We start from the raw sequence: 20,032 nt of genomic DNA on the forward strand, positions 1-20,032 counted from the left end.
CAATTATTATTTTGGTTATTCTGTTATTTTAAATAAAGCCATCCTGATGTTTTTGGAGAACCGTCTCCTAAATCAAGGATATAGAAATACGTGCCTTCGGGAAGTGTTTTGGCAGATCCGTCAGCCTTTCCATCCCATGTATTATCATACCCTTTTTTGAAATAAACTAAATTGCCCCAGCGATTGAATATTTCTAACTGATTATCCGGATACTGCGTAATACAATCGATATAGAAAGTATCGTTCTGTCCGTCGTCATTTGGTGAAAACTCGTTGTAAATTTTCAGACAGCTTGGAGCAATTGTGGCACTGTCTTCATTGTTGGATGAATTGGTGTCTAATTGGTCCATTTTTACAAGACGGGCGGTATTGATATAGTCATTCACATCCAGTACTTTGGCATTGATAGTCAATATTTGTGAACCTTTAGGCAATACACTCGGAACAGCCCAGATTCCAGTCGAACTGTTATAAGTTCCAGAAGTCACAGTGAAGCTGTTCAGAGCATATCCTTTGGGAAGAATATCACGTATCTCCACATTTGTTGCCGTTAGATTTCCGAGATTTTCAGCTGTTATTGTAAAATTGACTTCGCTGTTCATTGGAACATCAGTTTTGTCGACTTCTTTATTTATGGCAATATCGGTTGACGGAATGTTGATAAATTCCGAATCTTCGTCATCTTCACTCTGATCACCATTATCATTATCAGGCTTACTGTCAGGATCAAAATGATTGGTTGCAGTTACCTGAGCAGTGTTAAGATAATCGTAGCTGTCCAGGCCATTCGGGCTTGAAACAGTTGCTTGATAACTTAATGTAATACCGCCCACAGGAACCGTTAGATCTACCCATTTTATGGTATTGCTGCTAAATATTCCCCCATTATTAATGCTGGAAATCGAATGATATCCCAGCGGAATAATATCCTCAACCGCAACTCCACTTGCCGCAGCTGGGCCTGCATTATTGAGCTGAAGGGTAAAAGTTATGACTTCATCTACATTCGCATTTTTATTGCTGGCTGTTTTGTCTAAACTTAAATCGGCAACTGCAACATTAATGAGAAGACTATCATAATCATCTTCAGTAGTGACACCATTGTTTGGTGTCGAATCAGGATCGGGAAGATTACTGGCTGTAATTTCGGTTGTGTTTGTATATTCGCCAGTAACTCCTGATGGAGGATTTACTCTGGTGTAAATATCCAAAGATTGTGTAGCACCATTTACAACATTTCCTGTATTCCAAATTCCAGTTATATAGTTATAAAGGCCGCTTGTTGGACTGCTTGTTAAATAAGTAAATCCTGCCGGCAGTAAATCTTTAACAACAACCCCGCTGGCATCTCCGGGCCCGGAATTAGTAACGGTAACAGTAAAAATAACAGTTGAGCCAACATCCTGAACAGCATTACCTGAGAGGACTGTTTTACTAATAGATAAATCGGCCGTAACAATTACAGGCGTTACTGATATGCTGTCGTAATCATCCTCAGTTGTGATGCCGTTACCGGGAGTACTATCAGGATCAAACTGGTCTGAAGTCATTATTTCTGCGGTATTGAGGTACTCATCTGCCTGTCCGGTCGGATTTTTTACAAAAGCATTTATCAATAAAGTATGGCTGTTTCCGGGTAAAATAACCCCCGCATTCCAAAGTCCGGTTGTACGATCGTAAGCTCCTGAAGTAGAATTATAGAATTCATAATCATATCCAGACGGCAGAATATCCTTAACAATTATTCCGGTTGCTGTGCTGGGGCCGGAATTAGTTACGGTAATAGAAAATGAAATTTGCGATCCTGCATTTGGGGTAAGATTATTATTCAGCACTTTTTTCTCTATCGAAAGATCCGCAACAGCCGGAACAGGTGCTAAAAGTACAGAATTGATGTCATCTTCTCCGCCGGCATTGTTGTTTGGAGTACTGTCAGGATCTAATTCGTTTGAAGCATACACCTCAGCGATATTATTATAATTGCCTTTAGTGTTTATTTTTGCAGCAATTAATAAAGATTCTGAATCTCCATTTTGAATGGTTCCGATATTCCACATTCCCGTTGTATTGAAATATTGGCCGGCCGTTGAGCTGTATACAATATATTCGTATCCGCTTGGAAGCAGATCCATTACACGTACTCCAGTTGCAGCCTGCGGACCATCATTTTTTACTGTAATTTCGAAAGTAACTGTTGCTCCAAATATTGGATTTAAATTACCGCCGACTATTGCTTTAGTAAGAGATAAATCAGCCATAGGAGCAGTTGGAGCAGTAGTGGCCGCCGCATAATCATCTTCAGTAATAACTCCGTTATTTGGTGTTGAATCTGGATCAGGAAGACTACTGGTTATTACCTCTGCTGCATTAGTATAATTGCCGGAAGCATTTACAACTGCTGTTACCTGCAGGGTTTGAGAATCTCCATTTACTAAAGAGCCAATATTCCATATTCCTGTTATCGGATTATAAGTTCCTTTTGTAGAACTGAAGTTATTATAAGTATATCCAGTAGGAAGTAAATCTCTTACCTGAACGCCAGAACTATTTTGCGGACCGTTATTGGTTATTACAACTTCAAAAGTGACTTGCGAACCTATTAATGGAGCTGCATTATTTACCGTTTTAGTCAAAGATAAATCAGCTGCTTGAATAATTGGAGAAGTAACAACACTCGCATAATCGTCTTCTGTCGTTACTGCGTTATTTGGAGTTGAATCCGGATCAGGAAGCCCAGCTGACGTAATCTCGGCGACATTTAAATAATTGCCGGTAAGATTTACAGTTGAAATTATCTGCAGCGTTTCTGATTTTCCATTTGCTAAATTTCCAACATTCCATATTCCCGTTGCTGGATTATAAGTTCCGGTAGAAACTGTAAATCCGTTAAAAGAATATCCATTTGGAAGCAGATCCGTAATCTGAACGTTTGTATTATCCTGCGGTCCATTATTTGTCACCACAACTTCAAAAGTAACTGGCGAACCCACTAAAGGCGCTGCGCTGCTTACTGTTTTAGTTAAAGATAAATCTGATGCCTGATTGGTTGGTGTTGTGGCTGCCTCGGCATAATCATCTTCTGTTGTTACTGCGTTATTTGGAGTTGAATCCGGATCAGGCAGAGTTGCTGCGCTTACCTCGGCTGTATTTATATAATCTCCCGTACTATTTACAGTGGCAGTAATCTGCAGTGTTTCCGATTTTCCATTTACTAAATTACCGATATTCCAAAGTCCGTTAGTTGAATTGTAAGTTCCAGTTGAAAGGGTAAAACTGCTAAAAGTATACCCTGATGGAAGTAAATCGGTTATCTGAACGCCAGTATTATCATTTGGTCCATTGTTGGTTACGACAACTTCAAAAGTTACTAGAGAACCAGCCAATGGAGTTGGATTGTTTACTGTTTTAGTTAATGACAAATCAGATGTTAAAGCTGTTGGGATGACTGCTGCCTGGGCATAATCATCTTCTGTTGTAATTCCATTGTTAGGAGTTGAATCGGGATCAGGAAGAGCTGCGGCGCTTATTTCGGCTCTATTTATATAATCTCCTGTATTATTTAGAGCAGCGGTGATCTGCAGTGTTTCCGATTCTCCATTTACTAAATTACCAATATTCCAAAGTCCGGTAGTTGAATTGTAAGTTCCAGTTGAAAGGGTAAAACTGCTAAAAATATACCCTGATGGAAGTAAATCGGTTACCTGAACACCAGTATTATCATTTGGTCCATTGTTGGTTACCACAACTTCGAAAGTTACCAGAGAACCAACAAGCGGTGCCGTAGTATTTACTGTTTTAGTTAATGATAAATCAGATGTTAAAGCTGTTGGGATGACAGTTGCCTGGGCATAGTCATCTTCGGTTGTAATTCCATTATTTGGAGTCGAATCAGGATCAGGCTGGCTGCTTGCTGTAATTTCGGCAGTATTGGTGTAATTCCCAGATGCATTAACTAACGCTGTTATCTGTAAAGTATAAGAATCGGATACAGGCATATTTCCAACTGTCCAAAGCCCTGTTAACGAATTATAACTTCCTGTTGTCGTATTATAGGATACATAAGTATATCCAGAAGGAAGTAAATCTGTAACAGTAACACCGTCTGCCTGCTGTGGTCCCGCATTACTGACTTGTATGCTGAATGTTACCTGAGAACCAACAAGCGGCGCTGCAGTACTGACTATTTTGGTAAGGGATAAATCAGCAGATGCGGCAGCAGGAACTGTTGTAACTGCTGCATAGTCATCTTCTGCTGTTATTCCATTGTTAGGAGTGGAGTCAGGGTCAGCAATAGTGCTTGAAGTTATTTCTGCACTGTTGGTGTAATTACCTGCTGCATTGACAACCGCTGTAATTTGCAGTGTTTCTGATTTTCCATTGATTAGATTACCCACATTCCATAATCCGGTTACGGGATTATAAGTACCTGTAGAAACAGCGAAATTAGAGTAGGTATAGCCATCTGGAAGTAGATCTGTTACCGTTACACCAGCAGTATCCTGTGGTCCATTATTGGTTACGACAACTTCAAAAGTCACCAGAGAACCCACTAGTGGAGTTGGATTATTTACTGTTTTAGTTAATGATAAATCAGATGCCAGAGCTGTTGGAATGACTGCTGCCTGGGCAAAATCATCTTCTGTTGTTATTCCATTATTTGGAGCCGAATCAGGATCAGGCTGACTGCTTGCTGTAATTTCCGCTGTATTGGTGTAATTTCCAGATGCATTAACCACAGCTGTTATCTGCAAAGTATAAGAATCGGATACAGGCATATTTCCAACTGTCCAAAGGCCTGTCAGCGTATCATAACTTCCTGTTGTAGCATTATAGGATACATAGGTGTATCCAGAAGGAAGTAAATCTGTAACAGTAACACCATCGGCCTGCTGTGGTCCCGCATTGCTGACCTGTATGCTGAATGTTACCTGCGAACCAACAAGCGGCGCCGCAGTACTGACTGTTTTGGTAAGAGATAAATCAGCAGATGCGGCAGCTGGAACTGTTGAAACTGCTGCATAGTCATCTTCTGTCGTTATTCCATTGTTAGGAGCTGAGTCAGGATCAGGAAGATTCCCTGCTGTAATTTCGGCAGTATTGGTGTAATCTCCTGAAGAGTTTACAGCAGCAGTAATTTGTAATGTTTCTGAATCTCCATTAACTAAATTCCCCACATTCCATATTCCCGTTGTTGGATTATAAGTTCCTGTTGAAAGGGTAAATCCGTTAAAAGTATATCCTGATGGAAGTATATCGGTAACCTGGATTCCATTATTATCCTGAGGTCCATTGTTGGTTACTACGATTTCAAAAGTTACCAGAGAACCTATCAGCGGAGCTGGATTGTTTACTGTTTTAGTTAATGATAAGTCAGATAACTGTATAATTGGCGTTGTTACAGCGGAATCATAATCGTCTTCGGTTGTTACGCTGTTATTTGGAGTTGAATCTGGGTCGGGTGTATCGTTGCTGGTAACTTCTGCTGTATTGATATAATTTCCAGTCGGATTTACCATTGCGTTTATTTGTAATGTTTCTGATTCACTGTTTTTAAGAATATCCAATGACCATAAACCAGTTGTACTGTCATAAGTGCCACTCGTTGCATTAAAACTGCTGAAAGTATAGCCCGAAGGAAGTAGGTCGGTCACAGTTACTAAGGAAGCATCTTGAGGTCCGCTGTTTGTAGTGATAATGGTAAAAGTAACTACTGAACCTACAAGTGGAGTGGTGCTGCTGACAGATTTAGTTAGAGATAAGTCAGCGGACGCCGGAATAGGAGTTGTAACAGCATTATCTTCATCATCTTCGCTTTGATCTCCATCATCATTATTAGGTGCACTATCAGGATCTGGAAGATTACTGGACGTAACCTGCGCAATATTCAAATAATCTCCTGTTGGAAGTACTCTTACATCCAGAATCAGAGATTCTGAAACTCCACTATCAACTGTTCCAACATTCCAAATTCCCGTAGTACTGTTGTAAAGACCAGCTGACGAACTGTAATTTAAATATTGATAACCAGAAGGCAGTAAATCGGTAACTTGAACACCAGCAGCATTATTTGGACCGCTGTTGTTAATAATAAGTTCAAAAGAAATCTGGCTTCCAACGACTGGACTTGTGTTTCCTGCCACAACATTTTTTATCAATGATAAATCAGCAGATGGCCCAATAAAAATGATTTCGGCATTGTCCTGATCATCTTCTGCTGCGCTGTTATTGTTTGGTGTACTGTCGGGATCGGGCAGATCACTTGCTGTGACCTGCGCAGTATTGAGATAATTTCCGGAAGGATTTACAATGGCGCTGAAAGTTAAATTTATATTTGAGCCGGCAGGTAAAGACAGCTCACTCCATTGCAATGTTGCGGCAGCTGTTTGATACACGCCGCCATTGGATACTGATCCGGGAATTAAAGTATATCCAGCAGGAATAGCATCTTTGATATCAATTCCTGTCGCATTTCCAGGACCTAGATTCACTACGTTTATGGTGAAGTCAACTTGCTGCCCTGCAGCGGCTGAGGTAGGTGAAACCGTTTTTGAAAGTTCTAAATCTGCCGATTGCAGTGTAACATTTGCTCTTGCAAGATCATCTTCTATTAATCCATTTCCCGGAGTACTGTCAGGATCACGCTGATGGGCAGTTTGTATTTCTGCCGTATTGATGTAATTGGCCGGTGTGGCAACATTTACTTTAGCGGTAATTTGCAGTGTCAGGGTGTTTCCATTATTTAAATTACCCACGTTCCAGATGCCGGTCGTATTATTGTATTTTCCCGCTCCATTATCACTTACATAAGTGTAGCCAGCAGGCAGCTGATCTGAAACTGTTATTCCGGTAGCATTATTAGGGCCGCTGTTGGTTACCCTGATAGTAAATATAACATTGTCATTTATACTTACCGCCGTTGGTGAGACTGTTTTTTGTAAGGACAAATCAGCTGCGTCTAGTATTATGGAAGCATCATCTTGATCATCTTCGGCAGCAATGTTGTTATTTGGAGTACTGTCAGAATCAAATTGATCTGAGGCAATGATTTGAGCATTATTTACATAAGAGCCATTGGGTCTAATAACGGCTTGAAAACTTAATGTTAATCTGCTTCCTACCGGAATAGTAAGATTGTTCCAAGTAATGGTATTGTCACCCACATTATATTGCCCGGCGAAGTTTACGGAGCCTGGTACAATAGTATATCCAGAGGGAATATAATCTCGCACCGCGACACCAGTAGCAGTAACAGTGCCGCCCAGCGAATTATTATTAAAAATTTGGAGATTAAAGGTCACTGTATCTCCAGCGCTTCCAGTAACAGGAAGAACCGATTTAGTTAATTCAAGATCTGCAACAGAAATTATTGTCAGCGTCATGTCATTAGAAGAAACAGGACAAGTACCATTGCTGATAGTCCATCGTAAAACATAAGTGCCGGAAACAGTTCCGGAAACAGCAGAAGCTGGTGACGAAGCATCATTAAACCCAACTGTACTTGGTCCAGAAACTTGAGTCCAAGTACCAGTGCCCACTGCAGGAACAGCAGCGTTCATATTTACTGGCGTAAATTGAGGAACTGATTGGTCAGGTCCTGCATCGGCTGTAGAAGGACTGTCATAAATTGTAACAAGCACAGTATCCTGGGAAATACATCCATTTGAATTTAAGGTAGTGACAGTCCAAAGAAACTCATATGTTCCAGGTATAAGTCCAAGCATAAGAGAATTGCTTAGATTTGGAGACGCAATATTGGCTGTATTTGGTCCAGAAAGCTGTGTCCATGTACCTACACCAGAAGTGACTGTTACCGCATCCATACTAGTAGCTGCAAGATCGCATATTTCTTGATCAGGACCTGCATTTGCTACTGATGGAGGGATATCGTTAAAAGTGATTTCAACAGTATCTGAAGAAGGCTGGCATAGAGATGGACTGGTAAAAGGACCATTAGTTACCGTCCATGTTAATCTGTAAGTTCCCAAGGTGGTAATGTTAGATAAAGTTGTCACGGGACTATTTGGGCTGTCAATAATGACATCTCCGTTTGAAGGATCATCTGATGGACTCGCAAATGACCATGTTCCTATTCCTGATGCCGGAGGTACGGCAGCAGTTTGATAACTGGTCTGACAAGCAGCAGTATCATCAGGCCCGGCATCAGCAGTACTTGGCGGAGCGTTCATCTCTATTCGCACAATGTCTGATAATGTTCTGCAGGAAGGACTTTGAAATACCCATTCTAAAATGTATAAGCCTGGTACTGTTAAATTTGAGACAGTAGTCAAAGGGTCAGAAGGATCGTCTATTACTGCTACACTTCCAGTCGGTTGAAGAACAAAACGCCACTCTGCTGAGGAAACATCAGCAGGAGCAGTATTTCCTTGTAAAGTAATAATTCCGCCGACATCATCAATACAAAGATTTTGATCTGAGCCTGCATCAGGAGCGGCACTGGCACCATTAAATATTTCAATTGAAACAGAGTCTGAAGATCCAGCGCAGGTAGAACCGTCAGGAAAAACGGCAGACGTAGTTGTATAAGTAAAAACATAGCTGTTTCCAGGAACAACAGTTGCATTGGCAAGATAGCTGTTGGGCGGCGATTGTGTTATAGTTACAGCAGCTGGACTGCCAGTGGTACTGGTTAAAGTCCAGGTTCCTGTTGAATTTGCATTTCCAGTAAGCTGAACACTGGTAACATCGCAATAATTTTGATCTGATCCTGCGTCTGCACCAGGTGTAACGACAACGATCATATCATCAAAAGTACTTGGGCAGATAACGATGTTTTTAGCAGTGGTAGTCCATCTAAAAGTATAAGTACCCGTTACCAGTCCGTTAACTACAGTATTGGGATCAGAAGGATTAACAATATTGGGCTGATTTGGTGCGCCGGTAAGAACAGACCATTGTCCGCTTTCAAAAAAACTGTCGTAGGCACTTCCAGACATGGTAACACTGGTACTGTTACAAACATTTTGGTCTGGTCCAGCGGCCGCAGGATCTGGCGGAATACCTATAGTTAAATTTATATCATCAAATGCTTCACCGCATACTTCAGCATTCACAGTCCATCTAAAAATATAATATCCGCTGGTATTGAATGTGAAAACCGCGTTGGGATCATTTATATTGCTTATAGTGTAATTTCCTAAACCAGAAATTCTAGTCCAGGTTCCCACACTTCCAGGGCTGGATGCTGCAGCCATAGTTACGGTGCTGCCGCAAATTTCCTGATCCGGTCCAGCATTAGCTAGTGGCGGTGTATCTGCAATAGTAACTGTAACACTGCTCTGGTTTGGCAGGCAGAGTCTCAGTCTGTTTTCAATAGACCATGTGAAGGTGTAAGTTCCATTAGAAGAAACGGTAACGGCTGTATTAGGATCTGCTGGATTTACTATCGTTACTCCAGCTGCGGGTACTACTGTCCATGTACCAAAATCCTGCGGCTGCGGTGTATTGCCGCTAAGGTTAAATGTTGTTGTCCCGTTAGGATAACAAGCATCTGGTCCGGCGTCTGAATTGGTGGGAGCTGTTCTGTCATTTGTAGTTAGCTGTACCGTATCAGAAATAGGAGCACTGCAGGAAGGGCCTGGATGCAGATAGGAAATCGTCCACTGCAGTTCATAAGCCGATGCAGTGACAGTAAAGCCCGAGGCTGTAGCATTTGGATCATTTACATTTGAAAAGGTTATTGTACTTGGCCCGGAAACCTGGCTCCATGTACCTATTTCACCGCTTAGGGCGGGCGAAGCGTTTAACGGTACTTGTGAATTTGTACAGACAATCTCATCAGCGCCTGCGCTTGTTACCCCGAGCGTACTGGCAGATACATGTATGGTTACAGTAGAAATAGAAAAACCACAAGCTGCGCCTCCTCCCTTTGTTATATATTGAAAAACATAAGATCCTGGAATAAGTCCGGAAACTGGTGTATCTACAGCAAAACTATCTGCTATTAAGGCTTCATTTGGACCGCTTAGCTGGCTCCAATAGTGGGTGCCTTGATTAGTAGAAACACCCGACAGCAGCGTAGAGTTGTCGCCGCAGGGTAAATTTACATCAGATCCTGCATTTGAGGGAGTCGGCTCGCCGGAGACAAAAATGTTAATCGTATCAAAACCAAAATCACATCCAACAGGAAGCGATCCATTTTGACTTCTTACAAATTCAACAGTGTAATCTCCAGGTGCAGTAAGGGTTAGGGTTAGTGAATTTCCAACATTCTGCAGTGCAGTTGGGAAAGGCCCTAAAGGCGAGCCGCTTGGACCCGCCGCAATTCTGTATTGATTTACTCCTGTTCCTGTTACCGTCAGCGGAATTGTAAATACGGTGGCGTCACAGCTCCCGGCAATATTATCACCGTTATTGGCTGTTATAGTTCTGGTTGGGCCATTGTACTGAATAGTATAATCTTTGCTAAAAACACAGCCCGTATTGGTATTGGTAAGGGTATATCTAAAGGTATACGGATCACCAGAATCTGAAATATTGGTAATTAAAGTAGTCGGATTTGACGGCGCGGCAATTACAGCACCAGTATCTCCGGATATTTGTGTCCACTGTACAGTTTCGCCTGCATATAAAGGAGTTTGGGCTGTAAGGGTAACTTGGGTTATAGTATTATCACAAAAGAAAATATTTTCGTCACCGCCGGGAAGAGTGGTTACGTCCTGCGTTGCAGCGGGAACAGTAATCGTTACTAAATCATTACCAGACGCACAAGGTCCCGCAGCAGTCCATCTAAAGGTATATGTTCCTTGAACAAGATTAGAAATTTGTGTGTTATTAGAGCCTGGACTGGCTATTGTCGGAGTATTTGGCCCGCTTACAAATGACCATTGTCCATTTTGTCCGTTCAGACCGCAGCCGCCGTAAGTTCCATTTAGATTAGTAGTTTGTGTAGTAGTGTAACAATTACTTAAGGTTTGATCCGGTCCCGCAGAAACAGGAGTGACCCCGCCATAATTGGTGACTGTTATTTGAGATGTTGTTCTGCAGCGCTGCCCGGGAGCATACTCAGGGCCTTCTATAACCCATTGCAGTGTGGTCACACCGCAGCTGGATGCGGGCAAAGTTATAGTTGAGGTCGGTAGATTTGGGAAATTAAGCACCACCCCGGCATTATTAGCACCCACTATTTCCCAATATCCTGTTTCGCCAGTATTTTGAGGTGCATTTGCCGTAATTGATAAATTTCCTGTACTATTGGGACAGCTTGCTATGCTGCCGCCCGCGCTTGCGATAGTAATTGGCTGTACATTTACTACTTTATCCTGATAGGTCAAAACGCCGTCACCGCAGGTTGCGCTGTACCTAAAGGTATACGTATTTCCTCCTGTGTAACCTGTTACAGTTGTGGTTGGACTGTTTGGAGCATTTATAACAACAGCAGGTCCTGATATTTGTGTCCATAAGACATTTCCAATAATAGGTGATGGATTGTTTCCAGCTAAGACCAGCGCATCAGTTTCGCAGAGCGTAACATTAAGGATACCTGCATTGACAGAACAATTCGGTTCTGTCGCATTTGGAATACTTTTAACTTTGGTTTTTCAAAACTAACAAAAAATGAATACTAAAGGTCATTGTTACCCAAAACACATAATTTTTCAGGCCGTATATTTCAAATTAAGATTTACAGTTAGTTATCGGGATGTTGAGGAGATCATGAAAATGCGAGGAGTTTCTGTTGATCATGCCACAATCCAACGTTGGGTTTATAAGTTTGCGCCTTTGCTTGAGTTAGAGATGAAGAAGAGAAAGGGCAAAGTGGGGGTGAGCTGGAAATTAGATGAGACCTATATCAAAGTTAAAGGTGTTTGGTGTTATTTATATAGAGCAGTAGATAAATGGTTCTGTCGCATCTAGCTACGTTTTAACTTTGCCTTTTTTAAATTGTTAAACTCATGAATACGAAAGGTCATTGCTATCCGAAATCTATTATACTGCAGGCCGTATATTTTAAACTTAGGTTTACATTAAGCTACCGGGATGTTGAAGAGATCATGAAAATGCGAGGAGTTCATGTTGATCATGCTACTATTCAGCGCTGGGTTTTTAAGTTTACACCTTTGCTTGAGTCAGAGATGAAGAAGAGAAAAGGTAAAGTAGGTACAAGTTGGAGATTGGATGAAACCTATATCAAAGTAAAAGGTATTTGGTGTTATTTATATAGGGCAGTAGATAAACTAGGCAATACAATAGATTTTCTTTTGACCAGAAGAAGACAAAGAATGAGTGCTCAGTCTTTTCTAATTAAAGCAATTAGTAATAACTGCATACCAAGAGTAATAAACATTGATAAAAGCGGTTGTAATACGGCAGCGATCAAAGTCTATAACAAGCGTTCGTTCTCAAAGATTAAAATTCGGCAGTGTAAATATCTCAACAATATTGTAGAACAGGACCATCGATTTATAAAATGGAGGATACAAAACGGGTTAGGCTTTAAAAGCTTTGAATCAGCAAGACGAACATTGAGTGGAATTGAAGTTGTGCATATGCTGAGAAAGAATCAGATGATTGGACATGGGACAACTATGTTTAAATCATTCTGTAAATTAGCAGGCTAATTTTTAAATTACTTAAATTCTTATATTTGATTCTGACAGATGCGACAGAACCAATAAAATGTATTTGCAGAAAAATTTCCCATCTTTAATTTTTAATGGTTGCTTTCGTTGACAAACCTGATGAAAATAAAACTTTTTTTTAATGCCTCTAAGAAGGCAATTTTTAACAGCTTTCAAAATAATTTGAAAAGAAGTAATGGAGAATTAAATTTTTCCCATTCTTCACTTTGTAAAATGATTTGATTAGGCTATTTTCTTCTATGATCAATTTGTAGTAAAATTAGTTATATTAGCTAAATGAACTTAACAAATAAAACTCGACCTGATTAAGGACTGTTGTCTATTAAAAGTTTTGTAGAATAAATATTATGATATGGATGTAATTTAGATTCGAATATATTTAGAGCAGATGTTCCTTTAAGATCAAAAGAATTTGATGTTCTTATTGACTATTTGAAAAAGACAGGATCTTCTGTTGTTCTTCCTCAAATTATTTTAGATGAAGTAAGAGGACTGTATAAAAAAGCTTTGACAGATAGAATCTTAACTCTTGAAAAGAATGTTAATAACGTAAACTTACTTCTTATAGACTCCTCGGAGTATATAAAAACAAAAGCTATTAATATCGATCAAGAGACGAACACTTATTTAGAGTTTGTGAAGAAAAAATTAAAAATAAGGAATATATTGCCATATAACAATAGTTTTTTACCCATAATTTCACAACGGGCAATTGATCGTAAAAAAACCGCAGGAATAGATGGACAAGGTTTTCGAGATACCTTAATTTGGCTGACAATAAAAGATTATGCTCTTAACTGCCAAGAAAAACAGATTACATTTATTAGTGTAAATACTGATGATTTTGCTAGTTCAGATAAAACTCAATTGCATGAATCGCTACAAACTGAATGTGATGAAATAGGGATTCGAATAAATTACTTTAAAACACTTAAAGAGTTTATTGAAAATCATTCTGTAAAAATAGATTTTATTACGTATGATTGGATAGAAAAGAACTTAAATTATGATGCTGTTTCCGAAGCAATAATGGATTTTCTTAATGGTTCTGAAAAAAGAAGTATTATAACTTGGATAGAATACGAGATTAATGAGGAGTGCGTCGGATATAAGGCAATTAATTTTGAGTCAACAGCAGATACAAACTTAAGTGTCTATGAAATGTCAGATGACAGGCTAATAATTAACTTAACAATGGAAGGCTATTCTCAGTTTGAATTTACAATTAGATCTGATGGCTATTGGAATGATGATTATGATTACACTGATCGGACTATTGAAATGAGCACAGATGTTATTGCTGAAATAACTATAACTTTAATAGACAAAAAAATTGTTGATTTTGAAGTACATGATTTTTCAATTTAGATAATTATATTAAATGTAAATTTAATTTTATGTAATTACGGTTTTCCATAATATATTAATCTACATAATGTATTTATTTGCCCGGAAAGTGCACCGATTCTGCACCTTTAATTTTGTGAGGATTTATAAATATTGAAAACAGGCCTAAAATAAAAAAAACCTGCAAATCCTTGAATTTGCAGGTCTTCAGACATTTTTTGTGGCTTTTTAAAAAAATTGAAAACTTTAAGTTTTTCGCCTTTTCGGCCTTTCCGTGGGGAGAGCAGGATTCGAACCTGCGAAGTTCACACAGCAGATTTACAGTCTGCCCTCGTTGGCCGCTTGAGTATCTCCCCGATCTCAGCTTGTGCTTTGTTGTTCTAAGCGGTGGCAAAGATAGGAACTCTTTCTACATTTGCAAACAAAAAATGAACTTAATTTTAAGTTATTTTAAAGTTATTTTTTAATTCGTTGGAATTGAATAAAATAAAAAATGGTAAAAAAGTATTTTTTAAAATTAATTCTTAAAAAGTAGGATTATTCTTTTAGTGTTTTTCTCTGGTTTATGAGTTTAACTCAGGGTTTATAGTGCCTTCAACAATATTATTCTTGAAGATTAAAATAAATATTATGGAAAAAAAAACTACTTGATTTCGTTTGCAGTTCGTTTATCCTAAAGTTATTTAGTGCTTTGGACATTTGAACCGTCTCAAAAACTATCTTTTAAAAGTTTGCATTCTTTTGAGAAATAAGCTTCTTAATTGGTTATGCTATAAAACAAAAAAATCTCCCAAGAGGGAGATTTTTAACTTTTTATGAAGTAGCTTATTTTGCTAACAATTCTAGTATTTTTGCTTTTAATTCTGAACCTCTCAAATCTTGCGCAACTACTTTTCCGTTAGCGTCAAGAATGAAAGTTGCGGGAATTGCTTCAACATTATATTGTTTTGCAATTGGTTCTTCCCAGTGTTTTAAGTTCGAAACATGAGTCCAAGTTAATCCATCTTTTGCAATTGCCTGTTTCCAAGCAGCAGCATCTTTATCTAAAGAAACCCCAATGATATTCAAACCTTTTGAGTGTAATTCTTTATATAATGCCACAACATGAGGATTTTCTTGTCTGCATGGTCCGCACCAAGAAGCCCAAAAATCTACAATAGTTACTTTTCCTAAACTTTCTTTAAGAGAAACTACTTTTCCTTCTGGATTAGGAGCCGAAAAATCTGCTCTTCAGTTAGGGCTGCCTACTGCTGGAGCTGTAGCACCAACTGATGGCATTTTTGCTTGACCTAATCTAGTTTTGATTTCTTTACCAGGAGCAGTATTTTTTATAGATTCATCTAAAGAATTGTAAAGTGCTTCTAATTTTTTTGTATCTGCTGCAGGATCATTAAACATACTTTGAACAATCAAAACTGTGATGAAAGATTTTGGGTGAGTTTCAGCATACTTTAAGTATTTAGTTTTGCTTGACTCCTGAACCTCTTTTTGAATTGTCATATATTGTTTCATCAAGCTATTGATAACTGCTGTATCTTGGGCTTGTTGAGCTTGTTGCATTTTTTGATTATTCTTTTTCTGAAAATCAAGTAAGTTTTTTTGAGTTTTTGACATGTCTTCTGTAAAAGCAACATACTCATCGTTATTGTAAGTTCCAGAAACTTTAGATTTGTGGATACTATCTTTGTCAATATTTACTTTAATTTCTCCAGTTTCAAGGATTAATGGAATAGGTCCGTTAGCGCCTTGTAAAATTAAAGTATGGAAAGCTGGCTCAGTTACTTTTCCTTTTATTTCAAATTTTCCGTTTTCAACTTTTACTGTATCTAAAGAAATTGGCATTCTTGTAGCTGGATCAGCACCTTGTAAGATGATCGTTTTTCCATTTTCAATTCCTGTAGCAGTACCTGTAATAAGGTATTCTCCATCTTTAACTTTGCTGCAAGAAATGATAGCTGCAGAAGCTGTAAGTACAAAAAGTATTTTTTTCATTATAAAAAATTAATTAGTTAATTGATTTGTGCAACAAAAGTATCTAAAAATATAAAACATACAGAATTTTGTAACCTAAAATTTTGTTATAGTTTTTTTAGGTTTAAAACGCACTGAATCAGTGTGTTTGTGTGGTTTTTATGAATAAAAACTATCATTAATAAACTTATTTGAAATCATTATATTCAAAAAAATAAATTTTAGATATAAAAAAAGCACTCTTTTAATAGAGTGCTTTTTTGTGAAATATAGTGTTTTTTTACTATTCTTGGTTTGTTTTCTTTCTCCAAGTAAAAGAATTTAAAATATGTCTTTTTGCAAATCTTGCAGGAGAATCTGCGTTTACCATTTTTACGTAAGTTGCTTTTGGAACACTGATGTATTCGTAAACACTTCCGTTAGAAAAATCAATGATTAAACGACCTTCAACAAATTTATAATCTGTGATAGAACAAGTTGAAATTGTTTCTGTATACTCAGGTAAATTAAGTTTAATAGTATCAGGATGAATACTTACTAAGAAATGGTAAGCTTCGATAATCGTTTTACTTTTTTCTTCTGCAGCTTTAAGACCAGTTTCATCTCCTACAAATTTATCTGGATGAGATTCTTTCATCGCATTACGATAAATTGTTTTTAAATCTTTTAATTCTGCAGTTTTCTCTACGTTTAGTAACTTGCGGTATTCAACTATTTTTTTCATAAATAAAAGGTAACTACTTGTCTATTAGTTTGAAATCGTTTTGTTTTAGTTCAAATCGACAAATTTTTTGCAAAGGTACACTTTTTTTTAACTTTTTACTTTTGATGGAAAAAATATTCAATAAAGTTAACTGTAAGTTTATTTTACCGCAAAAGGCGCAGGGATTTTTTTAACCGCAAAGTGCTCAATGGTTTATGCGAAGTTCGCTAAGTTTTTTTATTAGAGACTATCTATAAAAGCAAAGTTCGCAGAGCCTCGTATAAAAAAAACTTTGCGAACTTTGCGTAAATGTTAGCGTTCTTAGCGTTAAAACTTAAACGTTTCAACAAAAAACCTGAACCTGAAAAAAAATTATTCTGGCTTATGATTAGCCTTATCAAAGTTTCTTGATTTCTTTGGATATTTATCATAGCTGATATCGCTCGGATTTTCAATAATTGACTTTATAGTAATCCAATCTCCAACTTTAAAATTAGATTGAACTGTTTTATAGTCTAAAAGATATTCGCCACAGAAATAATTGTTGTTTTCATCTTTTTCGATAATGCCAGTAAAAACTCCTTTTTGTGGCATTTTTTGTTCTGAATCTGTAGACATGATTTTTTGTTTTGAATTAAAGTGCAAAGGTAAGCAATTAATGTTTGGTTTAGGGAGTTCGCTGTAATCTGAGTATATTTGCACATGCAGAAAAATTTTAAGCCACATCCTAATTCTTTTAAAAATACTTTTTGTGCTTTTAATGAAGTGTTGCAAGATGCTATTGAGGGATTAAAAAAACAGTTTGAAAGCAAAGCAGGGAGTACCTATTATTATACAGAAGAAGGAATGTATCGCGTTTCGAATCATTGGGGGAGATTGGCTAATAGCAAATGGCGCTTGATTGCCCGAAATCCTGAAACAGAATCGAAAACTAAAATAGGTTTTGCAAAATGGGAAGAATTTTATCCCGATAATGCCGAAGAAAAACTTTATTATATCGAAGCCGATTTCGAAAATAATTCAGCCAATTATCAGCATAAAAATAATCCTCAGTTTGATGGAAAAGCGATTTTAAGAACAAGCTTTGAAACGGCTAAAAGGCTAAAACAAATTAGAAATCTGCAGCAACTTACCAATTGGGCAAAATATTTTGACTATGAAGATATCGATGATTTGCGAAAACAGATTATCAAAGAATTGATTTTTACAGAGAAAACTTTGGAACAAATTAAAAGAGAAATATAATGGGACGCAATAACGAAAAAAACATCAAAAAACATAACGATAAATTGCACAAAGCCCAAGCTAAAGCAAAACAAGCGGAGATTTCGCGAAAAGAAAAGTTAAAAGAGATTATAAAAAAATTCAACGAAAGCAAAGAATAAATATTTAGTTGCCACGAATTTCACGAATTAGCACGAATTTTATTTAAAATATGTGTTCAATGCATATTAAAAATTAGTGAAAATTTGTGTAATTCGTGGCGAAAAAAACACAAACAAATGAATTCAAAAGTCGAAACACTAAAAGCAAGCGTACAGGAAATTATAGATTTAATCGCTGCAAAAAATGACAGAGAAGCCAATAATAAGCTTTTAGAAGTAAGTGAAACGCTTGACGAAATGATTGATTTTGCCGAAGAAGACGAAGAAGTCAGAGAAATTACTCGTTATCAGGTTTTGTTAAATCAGCTTCATGTAAAGATTAATGGAGAAGAACCTGTCGATGGAGAATAAAAAATGTTTCTGTGATACAGAATTGCCTTTTAATGATTGTTGCGGATTGTATATAAACGGCAGTCAAAAAGCGCCTTCAGCATTAGCGCTGATGCGTTCTCGATATTCGGCTTATGCTTCTCATAATGCCGATTATTTAATGGAAACGACCCATGTTTCAGAAAGAAAATATTATTCAAAACCTGAAATTTTAAAGTGGGCTGTATCTAACAAATGGCAAAAGTTGGAAATTTTAACTTTCACAGATCATACAGTCGAATTCAAAGCTTACTTTCTAGATTCAAATAACCAGCCTCAAACTCATTACGAGTTTTCTACTTTTAAACTTGAAAATGATGCTTGGTATTATCTAGACGGAAAGTTTGAATAATTAACATATCTAACATTGTTAACTTCTGTTTTTGGTTGAATATTTTAACTAAAAATTAATAAACGATTCGTTTTTCATAATTCTAAAAAGACGTAATTTTAGATTTATGAAAAACGAATTTAAAAAAGGCTTTTATTTTAAGACTTACGAAGCTCCTTTTCAGTCTCCGTTTGATAAACTTTTTACGATTTTTAAAGAGTTAATCACTCATACTTCGGGTGATTTTGACGAAGCCATCAGTTGGCTTCGGGAACTGGATATAGAATATAAACTTACCGACGAGAATTACACTATTGATGACTTTATTGAAGATTTAAAGAAAAAAGGTTATATCAAAGATGAAGTGAAAGAAGATGGAAGTTCCGGTCTCGGAATTACCGCAAAAACGGAAAGAGCAATCAGACAACAAGCTTTAGATCAAATATTTGGAAATCTCAAGCGTTCTGGAAACGGAAATCATAAGACAAAATATGCTGGAAACGGCGATGAACATACGGGAGAATTCCGCGAATTTAATTTTGGGGATAGCTTAGAAAGAATTTCTTTAACCGAAAGTCTCAGAAATGCTCAAGTTAACAACGGTGTCGAAAATTTTATGCTGACTGAAAACGATTTGGTTGTAGAAGATGCTCAGTATAAAGCCCAAATGAGTACAGTTTTAATGATTGACATTAGCCACAGTATGATTTTGTACGGCGAAGATCGAATCACACCTGCCAAAAAAGTGGCAATGGCTTTGGCAGAACTAATCACAACTCGATACCCGAAAGATACGCTGGATATTTTAGTTTTCGGAAATGATGCTTGGACAATTCCAATTAAAGATCTGCCTTATTTACAAGTTGGACCTTATCATACTAATACCGTTGCAGGTTTACAATTGGCAATGGATATTCTTCGAAGAAAACGAAATACCAACAAGCAGATTTTTATGATTACCGATGGAAAACCAAGCTGCGTTCGCGAACGTGATGGTTCCTATTATATGAATAGTAACGGTTTGGATGAATATATTGTCGATAAATGTTACACGCAGGCACAGCAGGCAAGAAAACTGCATATTCCAATTACGACTTTTATGATTGCCAGAGATCCGTATTTACAGCGTTTTGTAAATCAGTTTACTGAAGCCAATCAAGGAAAAGCATTTTACACTGGACTGAAAGGTTTAGGTGAAATGATTTTTGAAGATTATGAAACGAATAGGAAGAAGAGAATTAAGTAAGGTTCTGAGGTGCTAAGATTCTAAGGTTCTAAGGTTCAGAGGAACAAAGGTTCAGAGGTTTTCTGTAGAGACGCACCGCAG

At 37.6% G+C, this 20,032-nt stretch carries 12 protein-coding genes, 1 tRNA gene and 1 pseudogene; 8 read left to right on the forward strand and 6 right to left on the reverse strand.

The genetic code is table 11. The features are described from left to right. Window positions 1–23: 23 nt before the first annotated feature. Complete coding sequence (locus tag LL966_RS01670) at window positions 24–11,291, reverse strand: PKD domain-containing protein (protein WP_229349581.1); 11,268 nt, start codon at window positions 11,289–11,291, stop codon at window positions 24–26. A gap of 283 nt (window positions 11,292–11,574) precedes the next feature. Between LL966_RS01670 and LL966_RS01675 the strand changes: the two genes are divergently transcribed. The 3 genes from LL966_RS01675 to LL966_RS01685 all read left to right on the forward strand — a co-directional run bounded on the left by LL966_RS01675 (window position 11,575) and on the right by LL966_RS01685 (window position 13,967). Next, on the forward strand, window positions 11,575–11,874 hold the full coding sequence (locus LL966_RS01675; RefSeq protein WP_394799443.1) for a transposase: 300 nt from the start codon (window positions 11,575–11,577) through the stop codon (window positions 11,872–11,874). Between the two features lie 38 nt (window positions 11,875–11,912). Beyond that, window positions 11,913–12,578, forward strand: coding sequence for an IS6 family transposase (locus LL966_RS01680; protein WP_229349583.1), 666 nt, complete (start codon window positions 11,913–11,915; stop codon window positions 12,576–12,578). Window positions 12,579–12,974: 396 nt separating this feature from the next. Continuing rightward, a complete protein-coding gene (locus tag LL966_RS01685; protein ID WP_317207121.1) occupies window positions 12,975–13,967 on the forward strand; it encodes a PIN domain-containing protein in 993 nt (330 codons plus the stop codon). 254 nt (window positions 13,968–14,221) lie between these two features. On the opposite strand, the gene LL966_RS01690 is transcribed toward LL966_RS01685, so the two are convergent. The 5 genes and pseudogenes from LL966_RS01690 to LL966_RS01710 all read right to left on the reverse strand — a co-directional run bounded on the left by LL966_RS01690 (window position 14,222) and on the right by LL966_RS01710 (window position 17,238). Beyond that, a tRNA-Tyr gene (locus LL966_RS01690) sits at window positions 14,222–14,302 on the reverse strand. A 469-nt stretch (window positions 14,303–14,771) separates the two neighbouring features. Continuing rightward, window positions 14,772–15,158 (reverse strand): annotated as a pseudogene (locus LL966_RS01695) (TlpA family protein disulfide reductase); the annotation flags it as partial. 18 nt (window positions 15,159–15,176) lie between these two features. Beyond that, complete coding sequence (locus LL966_RS01700) at window positions 15,177–15,938, reverse strand: DUF4369 domain-containing protein (protein WP_229349585.1); 762 nt, start codon at window positions 15,936–15,938, stop codon at window positions 15,177–15,179. A gap of 262 nt (window positions 15,939–16,200) precedes the next feature. After that, entirely contained in the window at window positions 16,201–16,641 is a 441-nt protein-coding gene (locus LL966_RS01705) for a KTSC domain-containing protein (protein WP_229349587.1), read from the reverse strand. A 351-nt stretch (window positions 16,642–16,992) separates the two neighbouring features. Continuing rightward, window positions 16,993–17,238 (reverse strand): hypothetical protein, encoded by a 246-nt coding sequence (locus LL966_RS01710; RefSeq protein WP_229349589.1) that lies wholly within the window; start codon window positions 17,236–17,238, stop codon window positions 16,993–16,995. Between the two features lie 84 nt (window positions 17,239–17,322). Between LL966_RS01710 and LL966_RS01715 the strand changes: the two genes are divergently transcribed. From LL966_RS01715 to LL966_RS01735, 5 genes are all read left to right on the forward strand, one after another. After that, entirely contained in the window at window positions 17,323–17,865 is a 543-nt protein-coding gene (locus LL966_RS01715; protein ID WP_229349591.1) for a hypothetical protein, read from the forward strand. After that, window positions 17,865–18,005, forward strand: coding sequence for a hypothetical protein (locus tag LL966_RS01720; RefSeq protein WP_229349592.1), 141 nt, complete (start codon window positions 17,865–17,867; stop codon window positions 18,003–18,005). Before LL966_RS01715 ends, LL966_RS01720 begins: the two co-directional genes overlap by 1 nt. Window positions 18,006–18,122: 117 nt before the next feature. Continuing rightward, the gene (locus tag LL966_RS01725) at window positions 18,123–18,356 is read left to right on the forward strand and encodes a hypothetical protein (protein ID WP_229349594.1); all 234 of its coding nucleotides are present in this window, start codon (window positions 18,123–18,125) and stop codon (window positions 18,354–18,356) included. Further along, window positions 18,328–18,726 (forward strand): YchJ family protein, encoded by a 399-nt coding sequence (locus LL966_RS01730; protein WP_229349596.1) that lies wholly within the window; start codon window positions 18,328–18,330, stop codon window positions 18,724–18,726. The genes LL966_RS01725 and LL966_RS01730 overlap by 29 nt, the downstream gene beginning before the upstream one ends. A gap of 106 nt (window positions 18,727–18,832) precedes the next feature. After that, window positions 18,833–19,951, forward strand: coding sequence for a vWA domain-containing protein (locus tag LL966_RS01735; protein ID WP_229349598.1), 1,119 nt, complete (start codon window positions 18,833–18,835; stop codon window positions 19,949–19,951). The last annotated feature ends 81 nt before the right edge of the window (window positions 19,952–20,032 follow it).

The sequence above is a fragment of the Flavobacterium chungbukense genome (assembly GCF_020805785.1).
GTDB classification, from domain to species: Bacteria; Bacteroidota; Bacteroidia; order Flavobacteriales; family Flavobacteriaceae; genus Flavobacterium; species Flavobacterium chungbukense.